Source organism: Nonomuraea sp. NPDC049655 (assembly GCF_044465465.1).
Lineage (GTDB): Bacteria > Actinomycetota > Actinomycetes > Streptosporangiales > Streptosporangiaceae > Nonomuraea.
Genome location: NZ_JBITLS010000009.1, coordinates 46,262 through 62,354 on the forward strand (window position 1 = coordinate 46,262; position 16,093 = coordinate 62,354).

The following is a 16,093-nucleotide window of genomic DNA, read 5'->3' on the forward strand; positions in this document are numbered from 1 at the left end:
CCGCCCGGGCTCGCGCCCAAGGCTCGCGCCGCCGCCTATCCGCCGGACCTCCGGCCGCTATCGCCGCGCTATCGCCGTCCGATCGCCGCCGATCGCGAAAAGAGGCGGCCGCCTTATTTCGCGCTATCGCCGCTATCGCCGGCGGGTGCGGGGGCGGGTGTGCACAGCGTCCAACGTGCACTGATGCCCGGCGAAAAGAAGATGGATAAAGCGCGAATTGCGCACCGTGTGAGCGTCATTTCCGAAGCCGCGGGACGAAGACCGCGGTAATCACCCGGAGGTAGATCGAAATGACCGCGACCACCACCCTCACCGCCCGCGTCCGCCTCACCCTCGCGCTGCTGCTCGCCGCGCTGGCCGGCTTCGCCGCCATCGCCGCCGCGCCGGCCCCCGCGCACGCCGTTCCGTCCGCCGGCCAGCACGACACCGTCAACGGCACCATGGACTGGCCGTGGGGCCTGATCGAGGGCGCCTTTCAGCGCTGACGGTGACAGGCAACACGGATCACCCTGAAACGCTCCAAAACTGGCCACATACCCAAGGGCGTTGTACCATCCACCCAAACCATGGCAGAAACTTTTGAGGGGTAAGCACCAGTTACGCCGCTCATCATGGCAATCACGCCCGGATTCCGGTCGCTTCGGGAAAGATCTTTGACCGAGGGCGATGATTTGTTTGAGGGGATGCGGGTGGAGTTTCGCGTGTTGGGTGCGCTCGAGGTAACTGCGAGCGACAGACAGCTCGATCTCGGCGGGGCGCGGCAGCAGATCGTCCTCGCCGTCCTGATCCTGAACGCCAATCACTCGGTCACGCTGGACCGCCTCGTCGAGGCGATCTACGACGAGGACCCCCCGGCCACGTCGCGCGCACAGGTGCAGATCTGCATCTCCGCGCTCAGGCGCCTGTTCAGCGCCCACGGCCACCCCGAGATGATCGTCACCACCCGGCAGGGCTACATGTTGCGCGCCCCCGCCGACGCGATCGACGCACGCCGTTTCGAGAGCCTTGTGAGCCGGGCCCGCAAGGCTCGTGACGGACGTTCCTTCCCCGAGGCCATCCAGCACTACCGCGAGGCGCTGGCGTTGTGGCGCGGCCCGGCTTTCGACGGCATCGACAGCAGGGCCGTGCAGGCGCTGGCCAGCGGGGTCGCCGAGCAGCGCGTCACCGCCAACGAGGACTGCGTGCAGCTCGAACTGGACCTCGGCCGCCACCACGAGCTCGTCGGCGAGCTGGCCGCGCTGGTCCAGGAACACCCGCTCAGGGAGGGACTGGCCGCCCAGCTCATGGTCGCCCTCTACCGCTCAGGGCGGCAGGCCGAGGCGCTCCAGGTCTACCGCGACGCCCGGCGGGTCATCGTCGAGGAGCTGGGCATCGAGCCCAACGAGCGGCTCCAGCAGCTCGAATCGGCCATCCTCACCTCCGACGAGAGCCTGGAGGCGGGGCCGCCGCCCGCGGCGGCCCCGCCCGAGCCGCCCGCCCGTCCGCCCGCGGTGCCCGGCATGCTGCCCTCCGACATCGCCGACTTCATCGGGCGGCAGGCCCAGCTCGACGTCATCAGGCAGCGGGTGACCGTCCCCCTGGCCGGGGACGGCCGCTTCGCCGTGCCCGTCATCGCGGTCGCCGGGCGGGCCGGGATCGGCAAGACCACGATCGCCGTGCACGCCGCGCACAGCGTCGCCGCGCACTTCCCCGACGGCCAGCTCTTCGCCGACCTGCACGGCGGCGTCTCCCGCCCGGTCCACCCGATGCAGGTGCTCGACCGGTTCCTGCGGGCCTGCGGCGTGCAGGGGACGGCGCTGCCCGACACCCTCGGCGAGCGGGCCGAGCTGTACCGCATGCTGCTGGCCGACCGCAGGATGCTGATCGTGCTCGACGACGCCGCCGCCGAGAGCCAGGTGCTGCCGCTGTTACCCGGCAGCCCGACCTCGGCCGTCATCACCACCAGCCGGACCCGGCTCGGCGGGCTGGCCGGCGCCACCCACGTGGACGTCGACCTCTTCGACGCCGCCCAGTCCGTCGAGCTGCTGTCCCGCATCGCCGGGGCCGAGCGCGTACGGGCCGAGCCGGAGTCGGCCGCCGCCCTGGCCGAGCTGTGCTGCTTCCTGCCCCTCGCGCTGCGCATCGCCGGCGCCCGCCTGGCCTCGCGCCCCCACTGGGCCGTGGAGCAGCTCGTGGACCGGCTCGGCGACGAGGCCCGCCGGCTCGACGAGCTCAAGCACGGCGACATGGGCATCAGGGCCAGCCTGTCGCTCACCTACGACGCGCTCACCGAGCACGCCCGCCGCCTGTTCCGCCGGCTGGCGATCCTGCACTCGCACATCTTCTCCGCCTGGACCGGCGCCGCCCTGCTCGACCGGCCGCTGGCCGACGCCCAGGACCTCTTCGACGACCTGGTCGACGCCCAGCTCATCGAGGTCGCCGGGGTCGGCAGGAACGTCAACGTCCAGTACCGCTTCCACGACCTCATCCGCGTCTACGCCCACGAACGCCTGGCCGCCGAGGAGCCGCCCGCCGAGCGCAGCGCGGCGCTGGCCCGCGTGCTCGACGCGCTGCACCGCCTCACCGAGACCGCCAGGACCCGCGAGTACGGCCCGCCCGCCGGCCCCCACCTGCGGCCCGGCCCCGACTCGCCGCTCCCGGCCGAGCTGGTCGAGCGGCTGGTCGCCGACCCGATCGGCTGGTTCGAACGCGAGCGCCACGTGCTGCTGGCCGGCATCCGCCAGGCCGCCCAGGCCGGGTTCGTGGAGCTGTGCTGGCGCACCGCGATGAACGCCGAGCCCTTCTTCGAGCTGCACGTCTACCTCGACGACTGGCGCGAGATCCAGGAGATCGCCCTGGAGGCCGCCCGCCGGGCGGGGGACGAGCGCGGCCAGGCCGAGATGTTGTGCGTGCGCGGCACGCTGGCCCAGACCGAGCAGCACTTCGGCGAGGCCAGACGCGACTTCGAGGCCGCCCTGACGCTGTTCGAGAAGACCGGCAACGTCGTCCAGATCGCCCGCTCCCGGCGCAACCTGGCGTTCCTGGAGCGCATGAACGGCCAGCTGGACGCCGCCGCGACGCACCTGGAGCAGGCGCTGGCCATCTTCACCGACATCGGCGACCAGATCTCGGCCGCGCACACGCTGGACAACCTGGCCGCCATCCGGTCGGAGTGCGGCGACATCGACGACGCCAAGATCATGCTGGCCGAGGCGCTGGTCCGCGGGAAGAGCGGCGGCAGCCGGCGCATCATCTCCCAGATCCTGCACCGGATGGGCCGGGTGCACCTGCAGGCCGAGGAGTTCGCGCTGGCGGCCGGCGCGTTCGAGGAGGCGCTCACGCTGGTGGAGGAGATCGGCGACACCGTCGGCGAGTCCTTCGCCCTGCACGGCCTCGGCATCGCTCACCTGCGCAGGGGACGCCTGCGCGAGGCGGGCGACCTGCTGCGCCGGGCGCTGGCCGTGGCCGAGACCGCCCGCCACCGCCTGGCCGAGGCGCACGCCCTGGCCGGGCTGGGCGAGCTGGCCGTCACCGCGAACGAGCCCGGCGACGCGATCGGCCGCCTGCGCAAGGCGGTCACGCTGTTCCGCCAGATGCGCGCGCCGCTGTTCGAGGCGCAGACGCTCACGATGCTGAGCGAGGTGCTGGTCGCCCTCGGCGACGCCAGCGCGGCCGAGCGGGCGATGTCGCGGGTGCACGAACTGGCCGACACCGTCGACGAACGGGCCGGTCAGCGGCTGCGCGACGGCCTGTCCTCGGGGGCCGGGCTGGTGGAGGGCATCGGGTAACCGGGCTTTCCTCACCGTCATCCCGCACTGTCAGAGATGCCCGCGGGGTCCCGCCGTTGGGATCCTGGCGAGCATGAAGGCTCTGGTGCTGTCCGGCGGGTCTGGCACCCGCATGCGTCCCTTGAGCCACTCCATGCCGAAGCAGCTCATCCCGATCGCCAACAAACCGGTCCTGGAGCACGTGCTGGAGAGCCTGCGCGCGCTCGGCGTGACCGAGATCGGCCTCGTGGTCGGCGACAGGGAGGCGCAGATCGCCGAGGTCGTCGGCGACGGCTCGCGGTTCGGGACGCGCGTCACCTACATCCGCCAGCTCCGCCCGCTGGGGCTGGCCCACTGCGTCAAGCTGGCGCGACCCTTCCTCGGCGGCGACGACTTCGTCATGTACCTCGGCGACTGCGTCCTGGCCGACGGCATCGGCCCGATCGCCGAGGAGTTCCACGCGTTGCGCCCGGCCGCCCAGATCGTGGTGCACCGGGTGGCCGACCCGCGGCCGTTCGGCGTCGTCGAGACCGACGAGACCGGCGCGGTGCTGCGGGTGGTGGAGAAGCCGGAACGGCCGCGCAGCGACCTGGTCATGACCGGCGTCTACTTCTTCACCCCGGCCGTCCACGAGGCGGTGGACCGCATCGCCCCCGGACGCCGGGGCGAGCTGGAGATCACCGACGCCGTCCAGTGGCTGCTGACGTCCGGCCAGGAGGTCAGGGCGAGCCTCTACCGCGGCTACTGGAGCGACGCCGGCCGCGTCGAGGACGTCCTGGAGTGCAACCGGCGGCTGCTGGCCCGGCTCTCCCGCGACATCGCCGGCCACGTGGACGCCGCCAGCCTGGTACGCGGCGACGTCGTGCTCGGCCCCGGCGCGCGGGTGGTCGCCTCCGTCGTCGAGGGACCGGCGATCATCGGCCCGGACACCCTGATCGTGGACAGCCACATCGGGCCCGGCACCTCCATCGGACGCGACTGCGTGGTGCGCTCCACCCGCCTGTCCGACTCCATCGTGCTCGACGGCGCCTCCATCGTGGCCGCCAGCGGCCTGCGCGGCTCGCTCATCGGGCGCTACACCACCGTCGCTCCCGGCCGCAGCGACCACCGTCTCGTGGTCGGCGACCACACGCGGATCGAGCTGACCACATGAACCCAGGGAACAAGGAGTGAGGACGTGACCGACGACGGCGCCCCGCGCGCGGGGCGGAAAGAGTGGCTCGGGCTGGTGGCGCTGTTCCTGCCCACGATGCTCGTGGCCCTGGACATCAGCGTGCTGTTCCTGGCCTTGCCGCACCTCAGCGCCGACCTGGGCGCGGACGCCACCCAGCAACTGTGGATCACCGACATCTACGGCTTCATGACCGCCGGGTTCCTGGTCACCATGGGCTCGCTCGGCGACCGGATCGGCCGCCGGCGGCTGCTGCTGGCCGGAGGCGCGGCCTTCGGCCTGCTGTCGCTGCTGGCCGCCTTCTCCACCAGCCCCGAGATGCTGATCGTGGCCCGCGCGCTGCTCGGCGTCGCCGGGGCCACGCTGCTGCCCTCGACGCTGTCGCTGATCGGCGTCATGTTCCGCGACCCCCGCCAGTTCGGCCTGGCCATGGCCGCCTGGGGCACGGCCTTCATGCTGGGCATCGCGCTCGGCCCGGTGGTCGGCGGCGCGCTGCTGGAGCGCTTCTGGTGGGGGTCGGTCTTCCTGATGGGCGTGCCGGTCATGCTCCTGCTGCTGGCCGCGGCCCCGCTGCTGCCGGAGTTCCGCGATCCGGCCGGCGGCCGGATCGACCTGGTCAGCGTCGTGCTGTCGCTGGCGGCGATCCTGCCGCTGATCTACGGGCTCAAGGCGGTCGCCCGCGACGGCTGGGGCGCCGGTCCGGCCGTCGCGGTCGCCGCCGGGCTGCTCGTGGGGGCGGTGTTCGTGCACCGGCAGCGCGCGCTGGCCCACCCGCTGCTGGACGTGCGGCTGTTCCGCCACCGCGCGTTCACCGCCGCGGTGCTGATCGGGCTGCTGTGCGGGGCGCTGCAGACCGGGACCGGGATGGAGGTCGCGCTGTTCCTGCAGACGGTCGAGGGCATGTCGCCGCTGGAGGCGGGGCTGTGGCTGCTCGGCCCGGCCGTCGCGCTCATCGTCTCGATCAACCTCACCCCGCGGCTGGCCAGCCGGGTGCGGCCGGCGTACCTGCTGGGCGGCGGCATGGTGATCGCGGTCGTCGGGCAGCTCCTGCTCACCCAGGTCGTCGTGGGCGCGGTGACCGCGCTGATCGTCTTCCTGGGCGTGTGCTACTTCGGCGTCGGGCCGGTCGGCGGCATGATCAACCAGGTGGCGATGAGCACCAGCCCGCCGGAGCAGGCCGGTTCGGCCGCCTCGCTGGTGGCCACCGGCGGCGAGTTCGGCGTCGCGCTCGGCGTGGCGACCCTGGGCAGCCTCGGCACCGCGGTCTACCGGGGCACGTTCGCCCCGCCCGCCGGCACCCCGGCGCTCGCCCAGGACGGCATCACCGGCGCGGTCACCGTGGCCGGCCAGCTGCCCGCCGACCAGGGCGCGGCGCTGCTCGGCGCGGCCCGCGAGGCGTTCACCGCCGGGCTGCACGCGGTCGCCTGGGCGAGCGCGGCCCTGTGCGCCGTGCTGGCCGTGCTCGCACTGGTCCGGCTGCGCGGCGTGGCGCCCTTCGCCGGCGTGCACGACGGCCACCACCAGCCGGACCAGGAGCCCGCCCTGGTGGACTGAGCGCACGAGACCGAGCACACAAGACAGAGCACACGGGAAAGGCGGGCCCGGGGGACCGGGCCCGCCTTCGCCGTCCGGAGGGTCAGTCCAGGCCGAACCGGGCGCGGGACAGCTCCCGGTTGGCCAGGGCCGCCAGGTAGATCGCGAACCCGGCGTGGCTGTGCGTGGTGGACATGTCCCGCCAGATCCGCTCCATGCGCTGGCCGTCCCTGACCGCGCTGGAACCGGCCGTCGGGAACAGGCAGCCCTCCACGGCCCGCCAGGCCAGCCGGGCGACCTCGCGGCTGACGGTGGCCAGGCGCACGTCCCGCTCCCTGGTGAACGCCTCCGGGCCCGCCGCGCAGGTCCGGCTCCACTGCTGGACGGCGTTCGTCATGGCCGCCTCGGCGGTGGCGAGCATGCCGGCGGCCTCGCCGTACCAGAACTGGTAGTCGGGGTCCTCGGCGCGGGTGGTGAACGGCGGGAAGATGGTCGTCCTGGTCCGCATCAGCTCCTCGTAGGCGTCCAGGGCGCCCTGGGCCATGCCGAGCACGACGGCCGCGCTGCCGAGCAGCATGACGCTGAGCGGGCCGCCGCCGTACTCGGGGTTGCCGTGCAGGTCCCGGCCGGGGGTGCCGCCGGTGACGACGGCCTGGCTGAGGTGGATCGGCAGCGTGAGGTGGCCGGGGACGCGGCCGCCCTCCATGGCGATGCTGTGCGAGCCGCTGCCCTTCAGGCCGAGCTGGCCGCCCCAGTCGTCCAGCCGGCGCCACTGGTCGCGCGGCGCGACGAACAACATCGGCCGCCCGTCCACGACGACGTGGCCCATGAAGTGGGTGGCGTACGGGGCTCCCGAGCAGTAGCTCCAGGTGCCGTCGAGGAGCCACCCGCCCTCGCCGTCCGGACGGGCGGAGCCGCCGGGCGCGACGGTGGCCGGGCAGACGAAGTCCCCGCAGGCGAACAGCTCGCTCTGGGCCCGCTCGCCGAACAGCGTGGCCACCGCCAGCGTGTGCGCCGAGCCGAAGGAGTACATCCAGCCGGTGGACGGGCAGCCCCGCGCGAGCGTCATCGACACCCGCATGAAGGTCTCCACGCCGAACTCGTAGCCGCCGAAGCGGCGGGGGACCAGGATGCGGTAAAAGCCCGCCCTGGCGAACGCCTCGTGGGTGTCGGGGGCGTAGTAGGTGCGCCGCTCCGTCTCGGCCTGGCGCTCGACCAGGGCGGGCACCATGGCCTCGGCCCTGGCGACGATCTCTTCGGGGGTGAGCCCGGGCTCGGGCGGAGCCATGGGGGCGTGGGTGACGGCTGTCATGCTGCGCGAACCCTTCGTTTCGGGTTTTCCCTCAAGGCTCGCCCGGCGCCGGTGACCTTCGCATCTCCGTGCGTGCCCGGCAATCCCGCACGCCGGAAGATGCGCCCGTCAACCGGCGAATGGGACGTTCAGGGAGCAGTGTCTCGACTGACGTCCCGGGAGGACATGGTGTTGATGACAGGTGCTCCGGCGCGGGAAGACCTCGTCCGCCGCGCGACGGAGGCAGGCCCTGTCCTGCGCAGGAACGCGGCCTGGGCGGAGGAGAACCGCAGGCTGCACGAGGAGACGATCGAGGCGCTGGCCGAGGCCGGCGTCTTCAGGCTGCGGACGCCGCGCCGCTACGGCGGTTTCGAGGCGGACACGCGCACCCTGGTCGAGGTCGCCGCCGAGCTGGGCCGCGCCGACGGCGCCGCGGCGTGGACGGCCTCGGTCTACTGGATCCCGACCTGGATGGCCGCCCACTTCCCCGAGGCCGTCCAGGACGAGGTGTTCGCCACCCCCGACGTGCGCATCTGCGGCACGCTCAGCCCCACGGCGATGGCCGTGCGCGCCGAGGGCGGCATCGTGGTCAACGGCAAGTGGGGCTTCGTCAGCGGCGCCCACCACAGCCACTGGCAGGAGATCGTGGCCGTCGTCGTCGGCCCGGACAGCGAGCCCGAGCCGGTCATGGCGCTGGTGCCGATGAGCGACCTGACCGTCATCGACGACTGGCACACCTCCGGCCTGCGCGGCACCGGCAGCGTCAGCACCGTGGCCCAGGACCTGTTCGTCCCGGCCGCCCGGGTCATGCCGCTGGGCGCGATCCTCCAGGGACAGCACGCCGACGGCGCCAACGCCGGCTCCCCGATCTACCGCTCGCCGCTGCTGCCGGTGGCCGCCGCCTCCTCGGTCGGGACCGTGCTCGGCCTGGCCAAGGCCGCCCGCGAGGTCTTCTTCGAACGGCTGCCCGACCGCAAGATCACCTATACCGGGTACGCCAGCCAGAGCGCCGCCCCGCTCACCCACCTCCAGGTCGCCGAGGCCACCTTCAAGATCGACCAGGCCGAGTTCCACGCCCACCGCCTGTCCGCCACCGTGGACGCCAAGGACGCCGACTCCGCCCAGTGGACGATCGAGGAGCGCGTACGCGCCCGCGCCGACATGGGCGCCGTCTGCCGCCTGGCCAAGGAGGCCGTCGACATCCTGGCCACCGCCAGCGGAGGCTCCTCCATCTACAGCGACGTGCCCATCCAGCGCATCGCCCGCGACGTGCACGCCGTCAACCAGCACGCCCTCATGCACCCCAACACCAACGCCGAGCTGTACGGGCGGATTCTGTGCGGCCTCGAACCCGACACCCTCTACATCTGAAGGAGATCGCCATGACCACTGTGTCCGCCCCCGACCAGACCCTCGCCGTCGCCGCCCTGCCGCAGCAGATCATCGCCGCCTGGGCCGCCCACGACGCCGAGGCGTTCGCCGCCGTCTTCACCGAGGACGGCTCCATGATCCTGCCCGGCGTGTACCGCAAGGGCCAGGCCGAGATCCGCGCCTTCATGACCCACGCCTTCGCCGGGCCGTACCAGGGCACCCAGGTCACCGGGCAGCCCATCGACCTGCGTTTCCTGGCGGAGGACGTCTGCCTGCTGACCACCGAGGGCGGCGTGCTGGCGGCCGGCGAGAGCGAGGTCGCCCCCGAGCGCGCGGTCCGCGCCTCCTGGCTGGCCGTCCGCCGCGACGGGCAGTGGAAGCTGGCCGCCTACCAGAACAGCCCGCGTGACTGAGATGGCCGCTCACGTCGCACAGCGCGCGGTGGTGCTCGGCGGAGGCATGGCGGGGCTGCTGGCCGCGCGCGTGCTCGCCGAGCACTGCGCCGAGGTCCTGCTGGTGGACCGGGACACGCTGACCGGCGCGGCGGGCCCGCGCCGGGGCGTGCCGCACGGCTGCCACGCCCACGCCCTGCTGGCCCGCGGCCAGCAGATCCTGGACGAGCTGTTCCCCGGCCTCACCCAGCAGATGATCGACGACGGGGTGCCCGCCGGAGACCTGGCCACCAGCCTGCGCTGGTACTTCAACGGCCGCCGGCTGCGCCCGGCCCCCACCGGCCTGATCAGCGTCTCGGCCACCAGGCCCGTCCTGGAGGAGCAGGTCAGGAACCGCGTCTCGGCCCTGCCCAACGTGCGCTTCCTGGAGCGCACCGACATCCTCGGGCCGACCGCGACCCCGGCCCGCGACCGGATCACCGGCGTCCGCGTCCGCGGGACGGACGGCGTCGAGGAGCACCTGGCCTGCGACCTGCTGGTGGACGCGACGGGCCGCGGCTCGCGCACCCCCGCCTGGCTCCAGGAGCTCGGCTTCCCCCGGCCGGACGAGGACCGCGTCAAGATCGGCCTGGCCTACACCACCCGCCACTTCCGCCTGCGCCGCGACCCGTACGGCGAGGACCTGTCGATCAACCCCGTCGCCTCGCCCGCGAACCCGCGCGGCGCGTTCTTCCCCAAGTTGCCCGGCGACATGAGCATGCTCTCCCTCACCGGCATCCTGGGCGACCACCCGCCGGCCGACCTGGAGGGCTTCCTCGCCTTCGCCAAGTCCCTGCCCGTGCCCGACGTCTACGACGCCGTCCGCGACGCCGAACCGCTCGACGAGGGCGTCACCTTCACCTTCCCGGCCAGCGTGCGGCGCCGCTACGAGCGTCTGCCCGCCTTCCCCGACGGCCTGCTGGTGCTGGGCGACGGCGTGTGCAGCTTCAACCCCGTCTACGGCCAGGGCATGACCGTCGCCGCCATGGAGGCGATGATCCTGCGCGAGCACCTCCAGGCGGGTGCGGTGCCGCCCTGGCGGGCCTTCTTCCGGGACATCTCGCGGGTCATCGACGTCCCGTGGGACATCTCCGCCGGCGCCGACCTCGCCTTCCCCGGGGTGGAGGGCCGGCGTACCGCCAAGGTGCGCATCGGCAACGCCTACATGGCGCGCCTGCACGCCGCGGCGGCCCGCGACGGCGCGGTCACGGCCGCGTTCATGCGGGTGGCCGGGCTCGTGGACCCGCCGCAGACGCTCATGCGGCCCGCGCTCATGCTGCGGGTCCTGTGCCAGAGCGGCGGCGGCCCCGCGCCGGCCGCCGCCCCCGAGCAGCGCCCGCAGGTGCCGCTGCTCAAGTCCTGACCCCGTCCGAACGACGAGAAGGACGCCGGCGGAGCCCGCCGGCGTCCTTGTCGTCGGTACGGCTACCTCAGCGAGCGGGCGAACGCGCGGACGTCGCCCACCAGCAGCTCCGGCTGCTCCATGGCGGCGAAGTGGCCGCCCCGCTCGAACTCGGTCCAGTGGCTGATCGTCGGGATGTCCCGGTCGGCCAGCCGGCGGACCGGCACGAAGATGTCCCTGGGGAAGACCGCCACGCCCACGGGCACGGTGATGGGCGGCGGCCGGTGCCCTTCGGCGGCCATCTTCAGCCCCGCCGCGCCCTCGTAGTAGAAGCGCGCCGACGACCCGGCCGTCGCGGTCAGCCAGTAGATCGACACGTTGGCAAGCATCCGGTCCCGGTCCACGGCGTCCTCGGGCGACTTGTCGGAGTCCGTCCAGTCGTGGAACTTCTCCACGATCCAGGCCAGCTGCCCCACGGGCGAGTCGGTGAGCGCGTACGCCAGCGTCTGCGGGCGGGTGGACTGCAGCTTCATGTAGCCCGACAGCTCCTCGTCGAACCGCGCCAGCCCGGCCAGCCGCCCCTGCTCGGCGGGCGTCAGGCCGGCCAGCTCGGCCGGGTCGCCCGAGGGGAAGGCCATCAGCATGTTGACGTGCGCGCCGATCACGTGCTCGGGGGCCAGCCTGGCCAGCTCCAGCGAGATCACCGCGCCGGCGTCGCCGCCCTGCGCCAGGTAGCGGTCGTAGCCCAGCCGGCGCATCAGCTCGGCCCACGCCAGCGCCACCCGGTACGGATGCCAGCCCGCCTCCCTGGTGTGCCCCGAGAACCCGAACCCCGGGATCGACGGGATGACCAGGTGGAAGGCGTCGGCCGGGTCGCCGCCGTGCGCGCGCGGGTCGGTGAGCGGCCCGATCACGTCCAGGAACTCGGCGACCGAGCCCGGCCAGCCGTGCGTCAGCAGCAGCGGCACGGCCTGCGGCTCGGGCGAGCGCACGTGCAGGAAGTGCACGTCGGCGCCGTCGATCTCGGTCACGAACTGCGGGTGCCGGTTCAGCTCGGCCTCGGCCGCCCGCCAGTCGAAGCCGTGCCGCCAGTGGTCGGCCAGCTCCTTGAGGTAGCCCAGCGGCACGCCGCGCTCCCAGCCGGTGCCGGGCAGCTCGTCCGGCCAGCGGGTGGCGTCGATCCTGCGGTGCAGGTCGGCCAGGTCGGCCTCGGGGATGTCGATGCGGAATGGACGCATGGGTGGGTTCGCCCTTCTCTTGTCAGGGGTGGGTCGAGCAGGTCAGCCGGTGCCGGTGCGCCGCAGCTCCTCGAAGGAGGACAGGTCGGGCACCGTCCAGCCGTCCAGGTCGTACTCGCCGAGGCAGCGGTCGACGAAGGCCGCGTACTCGTCCAGCTGGCCGCCGGCCATCTGCGAGAACAGCAGCTCGACCCGGGTGTTCTCGTGGTTGCCGCCGTAGTTGCGCTCGTAGAGCTCGTGGCGGCCGCCGAACTCCGAGCCGATCGCGTCCCACAGCAGCTTCATCACCTTGACGCGGCCCTCGGCGTCGGTGCCGTCCGAGCCGCGCAGGTATTTGTCCAGGTACGGGCGGATGTCGGGGTTCTTGAAGTCGGCCGCGCCGGAGTTGACGTAGATGAGCCCGCTGGCCACGTCCTGAAGGACGATCTCCTTGATCCGCGGGTAGCCGATCTGCATGAACCAGCGGTAGGCCAGACCGTACTGCGGGTTGGGCAGCAGCGCGCCGTTGCGCCACTCCACCGGGTTGCGGGCGGCGGCGTCCGACAGCGCCCAGAACAGGTTGCGCCAGGCCAGCACCTCGCCGATCCGGGTCTGCACGCCGCGGAAGTCCTTGGTGCCGGTGATCTCCAGCGCCCTGACCAGCAGCCCGGCGATGAACTCCAGCTTCACCGCCAGCCGGGTGCAGCCGTGGAAGGTGAACCGCTCGGTGAAGCCCGACTGGCCGGTGAACAGCTGCGCCTTGCCGAGGTCGCCGTAGATGAACACGTTCTCCCAGGGGATGAGCACCTTGTCCAGGACGAGGATGCTGTCGTTCTCGTCCAGCCGGGAGGAGAGCGGGTAGTCGAACGGGCCGCCGGTCAGCGCCGCGTTCATGCCGTAGGACGGGCGGCAGATCAGCTTCAGGCCCTGCGCGTCCATCGGCACGGTGGCCACCAGCGCGAACTCGCGCTTCTTGACCGGCAGGCCGTAGTGGGCGATGAAGTTGTAGTGCGTCAGCGCCGAGCCGGTCGCCACCACCTTCGCGCCGCTCACCACGAGCCCCGCGTCGGTCTCCCGCTCGACGTGCACGTAGACGTCGTTGACCTCGTCCGGCGGCCGGTTGCGGTCGACCGGCGGGTGCACGATCGCGTGGTTCCAGAACAGCACCTTCTCCTGCGACTCGCGGTACCAGCGGCGGGCGTTGCCGTCGAAGGGCGCGTAGAAGCCGGCGTTGGCGCCCAGCGTGCCGAGGAAGGAGGCCTTGTAGTCGGGGCTGCGGCCCATCCAGCCGTAGCTCATCCTGGCCCACGTCGCGATGGCCCGCTGGTCGGCGACCAGGTCCTCGACCGTGCGCGGGGTGGTGAAGAAGCGGTGCGTGTAGCCCTCGCCGCCGCTGTCGGTGGGGCAGGTCAGCAGCTCACGGGTGCCGTCGGCGTGGAGGGCGTCGTAGAGCCTGGCGGTCATCCGCACCGGGTTGTGGAACGCCGGATGCTCGGTGACGTCCTTGACGCGGTCACCGTAGAGGTAGATCTCACGATCGTCACGCAGGCTCTCGACGTACTCGCTGCCCGTGAGCGGGCGGGTCTTCGGCGCGGCATCGGGCATCGGACATCTCCCTGGGCAGGCAGCACGGTGCATCCTCAGCGTGGCACCCGCGCGCGCGGCGGCCATCTCGCGATGTGCGCTGTTCGGCCGGCGCGGGCGCGGGCGGCATTCTGGAAGGTGCCCGTGCGCGCGCCCCGATGTGACGATGACCGCGTGACGGAGCATCGCCTGTGGGCGCTGGCCCACCTCGGAACCCCGATGGCGATCCGGGTGGCCGCGACGCTGAGGATCGCCGACCGGCTCGCCAAGGCGCCGGCCACCGGCGCCGAACTCGCCCCCGCCGTGGGCGCCGACCCCGGCGTGCTGGAGCGCCTCATGCGCTACCTGGCCGCCAGGGGAGTGCTCGGCCGCGACGACGACGGCAGGTACACGCTGACCGCCATCGGGGAGGAGCTGCGCGACGACCATCCGGCCGGGATGCGCGCCATGCTGGACATCGAGAGCTGGGAAGGCCGGGCCGAGCTGGCCTTCGCCCACCTGCTGCACAGCGTGCGCACCGGCGAGGCCGCCTTCCCCCGCCAGTTCGGCCGCTCGTTCTGGGCGGACCTGGCCGCCGACCCGGCCCGCGCCGCCGCGTTCGACGCGCGCATGGCCGCCGAGGTCCCCGGCCGGGCCCCCGCCATCGTGGCCGGCTACGACTGGGGGAGCCTCGGCCGGATCGTCGACGTCGGCGGCGGCGACGGATCCCTGCTCATCGCCCTGCTCACCGCCTACCCCGGCCTGCGCGGCACGGTCGTCGACCAGCCCGCCACCGCGCGGGCGGCCGCCGCGGCGCTGGCGGCCGCCGGACTGTCCGGCCGCGGCGAGGCCGTTTCGGGCAGCTTCTTCGACCCGCTGCCGCCGGGCGCCGACGGCTACCTGCTGTCGTGGATCCTGCACGACTGGAGCGACGACGACGCCGCCGTCATCCTGGGCCGCTGCGCCGAGGCGGCCGGACCGGGCGGCTCGGTCTTCGTGGTGGAGGACTTCGGCCCCGACGGCGAGTCGCCGCGTACCGGGATGGACCTGCGCATGCTCGTCTACTACGGCGGCCGCGAGCGCGCCGTCGCCGACCTGCGGGCCCTGGCCGCGCGGTGCGGCCTGGAGGTCGCCTCGGTGCATCCGGCGGGCGCGCTGCGGATCGTCCGGCTGGTGGCACGCCCGTGACCCCCGCCGAGATCGTCGCCGCCCTGGTCGCCCCCGAGGGCCGCCGCGACCCCTACCCGCTGTACGAGCTGCTGCGCGCCCACGGCCCCGTCGTGCCGGTACGCCCCGGTCTCACCGTCGCCGTCGGGTACGCCGAGATCAACCGCGCGCTGCGCGACAACCGCCTCCGCGTCCAGGACGCCGCCGGGTACGACCACATCTATCCCGCCTGGCGCTCGCACTCCTCATTGCGCGGTTACACCGACTCCATGCTGTATCGCAACCCGCCCGGCCACACCCAGACCCGGCGCCTGGTCAGCAGCGGCTTCACGCCCGCCCGGGTGGCCGGGATGCAGGAGTCGGTCGAGCGGATGGTCCACCGGCTGCTGGACCGGCTGGCCGACCTGGGCGCCGGCGGCACGCCCGTCGACTACGTCGCCGAGTTCGCCTCCCGGCTGCCGATCGCCGTCATCAGCGCGCTCATCGGCGTGGCCGAGGAGGACCAGAAGTGGTTCCGGCAGGTCGCCTCGGACCTGACGATCGCCCTGGAGGGCATCACCAACGTCGCCAGGCTGTCCATCGCCGACAAGGCCATGGACGAGCTGGCCGGCTACTTCGGCGAGCTGATCGACGACCGCCGCCGCCACCCCGCCGACGACATGCTGACCGCACTCGTCCGCGCCCACGACGACGGCACCCGGCTCAGCCACGACGAGCTGGTCGGCAACCTCATGCTGCTGCTGACCGCCGGGTTCGAGACGACGAGCTTCCTGCTCGGGCACGGGCTGCGGCTGGCGTTCGAGCATCCGGGCCTGGCCGCGCGGCTGCGCGCGGAGCCGGGGTTCGCCACCGCGTACGTGGAGGAGGTCCTGCGGTTCGAGGCGCCCGTCCAGGCGACCAGCCGGTGGGCCGAGACGGCGACCGACGTCTCCGGCGTCCCGGTGCCGGGCGGGACGAAGGTCGTCCTCATGCTCGCCGCCGGCAACCGGGACCCGCGCCGCTTCCCCGATCCGGCCCGCTTCGACCCGGACCGTCCGGACGTCCAGCCGCTCAGCTTCGGCGCCGGGCCGCACTTCTGCCTGGGGGCGCCGCTGTCGCGCATGGAGGCCCGCATCGCGCTGCCGCTGCTCCTGCGGCGTTTCCCGGCGCTGTCCGCGGCCGAGCCGCCGGACCATCGCGACCGCTGGGTGGGCCGCGGCCTCCACCGCTTCCTCGTCACCACCTCCTGACCTCCAGGCGCCCGCAGGACATCGTGCGGGCA

12 protein-coding genes are annotated in these 16,093 nt (G+C 73.1%); 9 read left to right on the forward strand and 3 right to left on the reverse strand.

All coding sequences use genetic code 11. The features are described from left to right. The first annotated feature begins 290 nt into the window (after positions 1–290). The 4 genes from ACIBQ6_RS27855 to ACIBQ6_RS27870 all read left to right on the forward strand — a co-directional run bounded on the left by ACIBQ6_RS27855 (position 291) and on the right by ACIBQ6_RS27870 (position 6,471). Positions 291–485, forward strand: coding sequence for a hypothetical protein (locus ACIBQ6_RS27855; RefSeq protein WP_358295157.1), 195 nt, complete (start codon positions 291–293; stop codon positions 483–485). A gap of 216 nt (positions 486–701) precedes the next feature. After that, positions 702–3,767: a BTAD domain-containing putative transcriptional regulator gene (locus tag ACIBQ6_RS27860; protein ID WP_397215425.1), complete on the forward strand. Its 3,066-nt coding sequence runs from the start codon at positions 702–704 to the stop codon at positions 3,765–3,767. 73 nt (positions 3,768–3,840) lie between these two features. Beyond that, a complete protein-coding gene (locus ACIBQ6_RS27865; RefSeq protein WP_364335443.1) occupies positions 3,841–4,899 on the forward strand; it encodes a glucose-1-phosphate thymidylyltransferase in 1,059 nt (352 codons plus the stop codon). A 96-nt stretch (positions 4,900–4,995) separates the two neighbouring features. Continuing rightward, positions 4,996–6,471, forward strand: coding sequence for an MFS transporter (locus tag ACIBQ6_RS27870; RefSeq protein ID WP_397215895.1), 1,476 nt, complete (start codon positions 4,996–4,998; stop codon positions 6,469–6,471). Between the two features lie 82 nt (positions 6,472–6,553). On the opposite strand, the gene ACIBQ6_RS27875 is transcribed toward ACIBQ6_RS27870, so the two are convergent. Beyond that, a complete protein-coding gene (locus ACIBQ6_RS27875) occupies positions 6,554–7,762 on the reverse strand; it encodes an acyl-CoA dehydrogenase family protein (protein ID WP_397215427.1) in 1,209 nt (402 codons plus the stop codon). A gap of 174 nt (positions 7,763–7,936) precedes the next feature. Here ACIBQ6_RS27875 and ACIBQ6_RS27880 point away from each other — a divergent pair, with 174 nt between their 5' ends. The 3 genes from ACIBQ6_RS27880 to ACIBQ6_RS27890 are packed head-to-tail and all read left to right on the forward strand — an operon-like array spanning position 7,937 to position 10,906. Continuing rightward, positions 7,937–9,112 carry an acyl-CoA dehydrogenase family protein gene (locus ACIBQ6_RS27880; RefSeq protein WP_358295171.1) on the forward strand — a complete coding sequence of 392 codons (1,176 nt, stop codon included), beginning with the start codon at positions 7,937–7,939 and terminating at the stop codon, positions 9,110–9,112. Positions 9,113–9,123: 11 nt separating this feature from the next. Then, positions 9,124–9,525, forward strand: a complete 402-nt coding sequence (locus ACIBQ6_RS27885) for an SgcJ/EcaC family oxidoreductase (RefSeq protein ID WP_358295174.1) — start codon at positions 9,124–9,126, stop codon at positions 9,523–9,525. A gap of 1 nt (position 9,526) precedes the next feature. Beyond that, positions 9,527–10,906 carry an FAD-dependent oxidoreductase gene (locus tag ACIBQ6_RS27890; RefSeq protein WP_397215897.1) on the forward strand — a complete coding sequence of 460 codons (1,380 nt, stop codon included), beginning with the start codon at positions 9,527–9,529 and terminating at the stop codon, positions 10,904–10,906. Positions 10,907–10,968: 62 nt separating this feature from the next. On the opposite strand, the gene ACIBQ6_RS27895 is transcribed toward ACIBQ6_RS27890, so the two are convergent. Further along, complete coding sequence (locus tag ACIBQ6_RS27895) at positions 10,969–12,123, reverse strand: epoxide hydrolase family protein (protein WP_352359654.1); 1,155 nt, start codon at positions 12,121–12,123, stop codon at positions 10,969–10,971. A gap of 42 nt (positions 12,124–12,165) precedes the next feature. Beyond that, a complete protein-coding gene (locus ACIBQ6_RS27900; RefSeq protein ID WP_352359656.1) occupies positions 12,166–13,707 on the reverse strand; it encodes a 4-hydroxyphenylacetate 3-hydroxylase N-terminal domain-containing protein in 1,542 nt (513 codons plus the stop codon). A 153-nt stretch (positions 13,708–13,860) separates the two neighbouring features. Here ACIBQ6_RS27900 and ACIBQ6_RS27905 point away from each other — a divergent pair, with 153 nt between their 5' ends. Together ACIBQ6_RS27905 and ACIBQ6_RS27910 are read left to right on the forward strand one after the other, a co-directional pair. Further along, the gene (locus tag ACIBQ6_RS27905) at positions 13,861–14,853 is read left to right on the forward strand and encodes a methyltransferase (RefSeq protein ID WP_397215430.1); all 993 of its coding nucleotides are present in this window, start codon (positions 13,861–13,863) and stop codon (positions 14,851–14,853) included. After that, positions 14,850–16,061 carry a cytochrome P450 gene (locus tag ACIBQ6_RS27910; RefSeq protein ID WP_358295182.1) on the forward strand — a complete coding sequence of 404 codons (1,212 nt, stop codon included), beginning with the start codon at positions 14,850–14,852 and terminating at the stop codon, positions 16,059–16,061. Before ACIBQ6_RS27905 ends, ACIBQ6_RS27910 begins: the two co-directional genes overlap by 4 nt. Positions 16,062–16,093: the final 32 nt, after the last annotated feature.

What these genes read in the sequence shown, in the direction of transcription:
- ACIBQ6_RS27900 (WP_352359656.1), bottom strand. Translation starts at nt 13,707, where the DNA reads ATGCCCGATGCCGCGCCGAAGACCCGCCCGCTCACGGGCAGCGAGTAC.
- ACIBQ6_RS27855 (WP_358295157.1), top strand. Translation starts at nt 291, where the DNA reads ATGACCGCGACCACCACCCTCACCGCCCGCGTCCGCCTCACCCTCGCG.
- ACIBQ6_RS27865 (WP_364335443.1), top strand. Translation starts at nt 3,841, where the DNA reads ATGAAGGCTCTGGTGCTGTCCGGCGGGTCTGGCACCCGCATGCGTCCC.
- ACIBQ6_RS27875 (WP_397215427.1), bottom strand. Translation starts at nt 7,762, where the DNA reads ATGACAGCCGTCACCCACGCCCCCATGGCTCCGCCCGAGCCCGGGCTC.
- ACIBQ6_RS27895 (WP_352359654.1), bottom strand. Translation starts at nt 12,123, where the DNA reads ATGCGTCCATTCCGCATCGACATCCCCGAGGCCGACCTGGCCGACCTG.
- ACIBQ6_RS27885 (WP_358295174.1), top strand. Translation starts at nt 9,124, where the DNA reads ATGACCACTGTGTCCGCCCCCGACCAGACCCTCGCCGTCGCCGCCCTG.
- ACIBQ6_RS27890 (WP_397215897.1), top strand. Translation starts at nt 9,527, where the DNA reads ATGGCCGCTCACGTCGCACAGCGCGCGGTGGTGCTCGGCGGAGGCATG.
- ACIBQ6_RS27870 (WP_397215895.1), top strand. Translation starts at nt 4,996, where the DNA reads ATGCTCGTGGCCCTGGACATCAGCGTGCTGTTCCTGGCCTTGCCGCAC.
- ACIBQ6_RS27880 (WP_358295171.1), top strand. Translation starts at nt 7,937, where the DNA reads ATGACAGGTGCTCCGGCGCGGGAAGACCTCGTCCGCCGCGCGACGGAG.